Origin of the sequence: Thiococcus pfennigii, from assembly GCF_016583835.1 — a bacterium.
GTDB lineage: Bacteria > Pseudomonadota > Gammaproteobacteria > Chromatiales > Chromatiaceae > Thiococcus > Thiococcus pfennigii.
The window spans coordinates 1-6,457 of the sequence record NZ_NRRW01000103.1; the positions used below are offsets into that span (position 1 = coordinate 1).

Genomic DNA, 6,457 nt, shown 5'->3' on the forward strand with positions numbered 1-6,457 from the left:
CGCACTGGCCAGTTGGCCATTTCTGTCAAACCCGCCGGGACGCTGGTAGCCCAGGTACGAATACAGCCGTCGGCTGTTGTGGAACGTCGTGATGTAGTCGACGATATCGGCTCGGGCTTCCTCGCGAGTCTGGCAGCGACGCCAGTTGATGCGCTCGAATTTCAACGAGCCTAAGAAGCTCTCCACCACCGCGCTATCCCAACAATCGCCCTTGCCGCTTATGCGGCCCGCGATGCCGTGGGCGTCAAGCAGCTTGCGAAAGGCCCGACTGGCGTACTGCACGCCGCCGTCGGAGTCGTGGATCAGTGGTCCCTTTGGCAGGCGCCGCCCCGTGGACCAGTCAACAACCTTGCGCGAGTACGGGTCGATGACCACGGCCAGATACAGCCATCCCGGCGCCGTCCCTACGTAGGGGATGTCACCCGCGTAGACCCAGTCAGGGGCCTCGACGGCAAACTGGCGCGGCAGGCGATTCTCGAACGCTGGCTGCCCGCCCTGGCTATCGGTCGTAACCCGATACCGCCGTCGGTAGCGCACCCACACGCCGGCTTCACGCATCAGACGGCAGGCTTGAGGCGGCCGACACGATAGGCCAGGGCCCACAACGCCCTGCCATACGGCGGAAACCATCGGTATGATCCAACACCTCGGCGATGTCCTGGACCTAGGCGATGTCCTGGACCTAGGCGAGCCTCTCCTCATGCCACAAGTCAGGAGCGCAACCCCGCGCGGCGCAGAAGGCGTAGAACCCGCTACGACTGACGCCCAGTACTCGGCAACCCATCTTCACCGGATAGGCATCCTTCTCCTGGTCAATGAACCGGTATCTCAGCTCGACTCTTTCGCGAAGAGGGCCGTTGCTTCTTTAAGATTTCCCGCTCCATGCGCAAGCCTCGATTCCCCTCGCGCAGGCGACGCAACTCCTCCTGCTCCTCGCTGCGCTTGTCGTTGCCCCGGAACGCGCATCACGGCCCTCAGACTCGGTCTCCTCGATCCGGCGCCCCAGCAGGCTGCAGTCGACGCCTCTAAGCTCGTCGACGCCTCGGTCTGCCAATCACCCTGTTACAGGACCAGCCAGCCGGATGGCGTCCTCCATGAACTCCTTCGTGTACTTCTTACGTCTCTCCATCTCTCACCTCAGCCAGGGGCATTCTCCCTTAACCGAAGTGTCTGCTGCCATTAGACCACTTCGACCTACGCTTGAAGATCTTCACCTGCATGCTGTCGCCACTCTAATCTATGACGCTTGTATACACACGATTAGCGGAAGACCCATAAGAGGGATCAGCGCCCACTCATGCACATGCCGACGAACTGCTGCGCTTTGATACTCCAGTCGTGTTTAAGGAGGAAATCTCTTTGTGGTTTTGAATCTGCGGCGGCAATGCCCACGTCAAGCGCTTCCGCAATCTGATCCGGAGAACCGCCAATCAACACGTGCGGCCTCATCGCCGACACCTCCAATAAGGGGGTACTGACCACAGGTTTCCCAGTTGCAAGATATTCCTTGAGCTTCAACGGAGAAATCGACTCGGACAGGGTATTGCAGACGTAAGGCAGGAGTAGTGTCTTAAGTCCCTTTATCAGCGAGGGCAGTTCCCGATATGGGATCGCGCCGGTGAAGAATACGTTATTCAGTCTGCGGAGCCGATTGACGTCGGTTACGACGGGGCCAGCCAAGACAAAGGACACGTCTGCCATTCTAGATGCGACCTCGATCAGGAGATCCTGATCCAATCGTTCGTCGATCAGGCCGATGTAACCGACCCTGGGCTTTGGGATCGCCGCGACGGCATGGTGCTCCACCTCCGCCTCGGTCGCAAAGAAATCAACGTCGACCCCGTGCTCTAGGAGGTAGCTTCGCTTCCCGGTGGCGCGCAAGCGTTCTAGGAGCTTCTGGGACGTTGCGATGAACAGGTCCGCCTGGGAGATGAGTCGCTCCTCCATGTTCCGCACCCGCTCAGAATCCATGCCGGGCCAATGCGCGAAATCGTCCACACAATAATAGACGATACGCGCGCACCGTATCGATCCAACCACATCGGCAGCGTTGGGTACGGTCGTAACCACGGTTGGCGAGGGCATTCCAAGCCGGTGCAGCGCACCGCGGACCGCCCGGACGACAGATCGCCGATTCAGATCGCGGACAATCCGCAGGCCGGCATAGGGCAACATGGGCGGTTGGAGGACAGTTACGTCGCTTTGCCCGCCGTTTGACTGCGATGACCCGGACACCATTTTCGCGGCTTTACGCCAGGCTTTCCTCGCATCCGCGACAGTCAATTTTGGGCTGCGCATTCCGACAGTGTTGACCCAGACCACCGGAAAGTTCTTTGCGATTCTGAGGAACAGGTGCTGACAGCTCGATGGGTGCTCGCCCCAATCGTCCGAGAAGACAAGGAAGGACGGCTTCCGTGCGCCGCCTACGGGATTTCCGTCAGTCACGAGTTGCACGCTCCGTAAGGTGGATTCCGTCAGCCTGCCGAGCGCGCACCTCATTATCCCCACAGCGATGCGAGACCTCCCTCGTGCAACCGATAAGTTCCCCGTAGAGCGCACCATAGCGCTCCGCCATGATCTCCGCCGACCAGTTCTCCTCGATGGTACGCTGTCCCGCGGATGCCAGCCTGCTCCGCCAGGTCTCGTCGCGCGCGAGCTGCGCCAACGCCCCGCGCAAGCCCGCAACGCTGTCCGGCATGAAAAGCAGGCCGGATTCCCCGTGGGTGATGAGGTCGCGGCATCCGGGAATGTCGGACGCGATGGTCGCCACCCCGGCGGCCATCGACTCCATCAGGCAGCGCGGAACGCCCTCCAGGCGGGACGGCAGGACAAACGCGTCGAATCCTTTGAGGAAGGCCATCCTGTCTTCGCGGAATCCAAAGAAGCGAGCCCGATCGCCGATGCCGAGTGCCCGCGCCTGCGCCTCCAGCGCGCCGCGTTCGTCGCCCTCACCCACGAGAGCCAGCCGCCAGTTATCACCGGACCATCCAGCGAGCGCCTGCAGTAGCACGTCGAGGCCCTTGCGCTTGATGAGTTGGCCGATGTAACCGAACACGAAGCGCCCTTCCGCCGTCCACGCGGCAATCTCCGGGGCAATAGCCACCGGCCGGCGGACGTCGAAAAGGTCGACGCCGTTCGGTATGAGGTGCAGCTTGCCCCTGAGGCACGATTTGGTCGAAAGATCGTCGAAGAGATCCTGCGACAGGGGCACCACCGCGTGCAGGTGACAGAACACACGCCGGTCCAACGCCTCGTAGAGCCTGAGCTTGAGCCCGGCCTGCTTACTCCAGCCATGGGGCGTCGAGACCAGCTTGCAACGCGTGCCCCGCGCTGCGAGCAGCCCGATCACGTCGGTCTTGTAGCCGTGGGTATGCAGGACATCGATGCCCTCTGCCTGGAGGTATCCCTTGAGCATTCGCACCGCCGACAAGTTCACCTTGCCGTAGGCCTCGAAAACCTGTGTGCGGAAGCCCTGCCGCCCGGCCTCGGAGCACAGGTCCGCGCCGAGCTTCGGGTCGTCCCGAATCACAGCGACGGTCGAATCGACCCGCGTGCGGTCCATGTTGTTCACCAGGGCCAGTATCCATCGCTCCGCGCCGTAGAGGCCGGTCGGGCTGCCGAGGTGCAGGACCCGGATTGGCGAATCCGTTGCCATGTCAGACCGGCCCTCTTTCCGTTCTGCGCTGCCAGAGACCGAGCATCATCACGGCCCACAGAAAGACGCTGTGGTCGCGCGAGCCGGCCTGATGCTCGTCCCACAGCCGTCGCAGGGCGTTGCGCTCGAGGTAATCATAGATGCGCCCGGTGAATATCGAGTCGTGCGCCATGCCTTTGAGCTGCCCGCGCAGCCACTGCGCCGCGGGGATCGAAAAGCCCGACTTCTTCTGCTCGACGATCTCCCGCGGCAGCCGTTGAGCCGCCAACTGCCGCATCACGAGCTTCCCCCGGCCCGCCCCGACCTTGACTTGCCTAGGCAATCCGGCGGCGAACTCGATGACGCGGTGATCCATCAGCGGGGAGCGGACTTCGAGGGCGTGGGCCATGCTGATACGGTCGACTTTGACCAGCACATCCTCGGTCATATAGAAGTGAATATCGGTGAACTGTGCTCGCCCCAAGGCGTCCAGCGCGTCGCAGCCGGCGTAAAGCGGCTGGATCTCCTCGAAGGGCGTGTATCCCCGGAGCGCCGCGCGGAAATCCGCCGAATAGACCGCCGCCCGGGTGTCCGCCCTGAGCCATATCAGATCGCGATAGAAGGCTTCGGCGTCGCCGACTGCGAGGTTCTCGAAGATCGTCTTCAGGCGCAGGGGGCGCGGTAGCTTCGCCGACCCCGGCCACAACGCCCCGAGCGGCCCCAAAGTCAGCCGCCGCAGCGCGGTGGGAAGGATTCCCCGCAGCCTGGATTCGGCTATATGGGGAAGGTAGCGAAACGTGTAGCCGCCGAAGTTCTCGTCACCGCCGTCTCCCGAGAGGGCGACGGTCACGTTCTTCCGGGCCATCTCGCACACGTACCAGGTGGGTATGGCGCTGGAATCGGCGAAGGGCTCGTCCAGGTGGTGCACGATCCGTTCGAGCACACTCGCAGCCTGGGGCTCGACGACGAACTCGTGGTGCTCAGTGCAGAGGTGCGAGGCCACGGCCCGGGCGGCAGGAAGCTCGTTGAAGCGCCGCTCGTGGAACCCGATCGCGTTGGTGACGACACGGCGGTCCATCGACCGTGCCATCGAGGAGACGACCAGGGAGGAATCTAGGCCGCCCGACAGGAATGCGCCGAGGGGAACCTCGCTCATCAGCCGGCACTTCACGGCGTCGTGCAAAAGATGATCGAGCTCCTCCGCCGCATCGGCGAGGACGCGCTCGCGCGGATTCGCGAAGCTCAAATGCCAGTACTGGCGCTGTACCTCCGCGGACTCCGTAACCATCAGGCTTCGTGCCGCTTGTAGCTTCCGCACCCCGGTATGGATGGTTCGCGGCGCCGGGATGTAGCCGAATGTTAGGTAGCAGTCCAGGGCCTCGGCGTCGATGCCGTCCGGGCAGAGTCCTCCCGCCCGCAGGGCCTTGAGCTCCGATGCGAAGGCGAACAGGGAACCCTTGCGCCAGTAGTACAAGGGCTTCTTCCCAACCCTGTCGCGCGCGATGAAAAGCCTCCTGTTTCGCGCATCCCAAATGGCGAAAGCGAACATGCCATTCAGCTTCTCTACGCACTGCTCGCCCCACTCCATGTACCCGGCCAGAATAACCTCCGTATCAGAGTGAGTTCTGAAGTCATAACCGCGCGCTTCGAGATGCCTCCGGATATCGAGGAAGTTGTAAATCTCGCCATTGAATACGATCTGAACCTGTCCCCCCGCGGCGCCCATCGGCTGCTGGCCGCTGCTCAGATCGATGATCGATAAGCGCCGGTGCCCAAGGGCGGCAAAGCTGTCGACATACGCCCCTTCCTCGTCCGGCCCGCGATGGATGATCGCGTCGGTCATGCGCTTGAGGCGTGAGCGCGCCTCGTCGGAGTCGAGCCCTGCGAAGTCAACGAAACCGGTGATGCCGCACATTTCTTTACCCTTTGCGCGATGCCGGCTCGCACGCATCCAAGTGCTTCAAAAGGCGCGCAGGATTGCCGCCGATCAGCGTTCCAGCCGGCATCGCGCTGGTAACGACGGCGCCGGCACATACGATGCAGTCTTGGCCGACATCCGCCATCACGACTGCCCCTTCACCAACCCATGTCCCGCGTCCGATCGCCACCCGATCGAACCGCGGCTCCCCGCTGATCTGTCCAGCCTCGTCGAAATGCTGCCGTTTGCCGCTGGGAATGCTGATACGGCTGGCCATCATCACCTGCTCCCCGATGTCGGCATGGCCGATCACGCAGTAGGCCCCCATGGAGGCGTTCCGCCCGAGGGTCGCACCTCTGTGGGTGAAGACGGAGCCGAAGCCGACGCGGATCTCCCAATGACACTTATCCAGTGTTGCCCAGTAAAAGGCGGACCTAAGGTAGGCTCCTGCCAGCCCCGGCCAGAGCGACAGGAATTGGCTGATCCCCACGAAACCTCCCTCGCCCTTGGAAAGCCACCTCTCAAGGGCGGCGGCAAGGATAAGCGGCGAGACGGCCAGGGCCGCCATGCCGAAAACCAGCCGCTTGATCGAACGGCGCATCTAAGCCCGAACCTCAGTTTCAACGGCCTCACCAGACCCCCACGCGCGGCTCACGCCAGCGTCCCGCGCGAGGCACCACCTCTCCATACCATTACCCATAAGCCGGGTGCGGCCTCCGCATAATGTGCTCAGCCGGCGCATTGAGCCCCGAACTGATCGATCTTCTGCCAGAACTGCGTCCACCGCCCGGCGGTGTGGGTGAGGGCGCGCAGGCTGAGGACGATCTTCGCGCCTTTGTTCTTCCAGCGCATGCCGGAGGCGCAGAGCCGTTGCTTGACCAGGGTCTTGCAGGCCGCCTCGGTGA

Annotated in this window: 4 protein-coding genes and 2 pseudogenes; all 6 read right to left on the minus strand. The window is 62.8% G+C overall.

Annotated elements, in window-relative coordinates; all coding sequences use genetic code 11:
* Positions 1-1,129, minus strand: a pseudogene (locus CKO41_RS17715) (IS3 family transposase); the annotation flags it as partial.
* 155 nt (positions 1,130-1,284) lie between these two features.
* The gene (locus CKO41_RS19060) at positions 1,285-2,445 is read right to left on the minus strand and encodes a glycosyltransferase (protein WP_200253393.1); all 1,161 of its coding nucleotides are present in this window, start codon (positions 2,443-2,445) and stop codon (positions 1,285-1,287) included.
* A complete protein-coding gene (locus tag CKO41_RS17725; protein ID WP_200253395.1) occupies positions 2,438-3,655 on the minus strand; it encodes a glycosyltransferase in 1,218 nt (405 codons plus the stop codon). The genes CKO41_RS19060 and CKO41_RS17725 overlap by 8 nt, the downstream gene beginning before the upstream one ends.
* A gap of 1 nt (position 3,656) precedes the next feature.
* A complete protein-coding gene (asnB, locus tag CKO41_RS17730; RefSeq protein ID WP_200253397.1) occupies positions 3,657-5,549 on the minus strand; it encodes an asparagine synthase (glutamine-hydrolyzing) in 1,893 nt (630 codons plus the stop codon).
* Positions 5,550-5,553: 4 nt separating this feature from the next.
* The gene (locus CKO41_RS17735) at positions 5,554-6,153 is read right to left on the minus strand and encodes an acyltransferase (protein WP_200253398.1); all 600 of its coding nucleotides are present in this window, start codon (positions 6,151-6,153) and stop codon (positions 5,554-5,556) included.
* Between the two features lie 128 nt (positions 6,154-6,281).
* Positions 6,282-6,457 (minus strand): annotated as a pseudogene (locus tag CKO41_RS17740) (ISKra4 family transposase); the annotation flags it as partial.

Excerpts from the sequence above, each read along its gene's own strand:
- CKO41_RS17725 (WP_200253395.1), bottom strand. The coding sequence starts at position 3,655 with ATGGCAACGGATTCGCCAATCCGGGTCCTGCACCTCGGCAGCCCGACC.
- asnB (WP_200253397.1), bottom strand. The coding sequence starts at position 5,549 with ATGTGCGGCATCACCGGTTTCGTTGACTTCGCAGGGCTCGACTCCGAC.
- CKO41_RS17735 (WP_200253398.1), bottom strand. The coding sequence starts at position 6,153 with ATGCGCCGTTCGATCAAGCGGCTGGTTTTCGGCATGGCGGCCCTGGCC.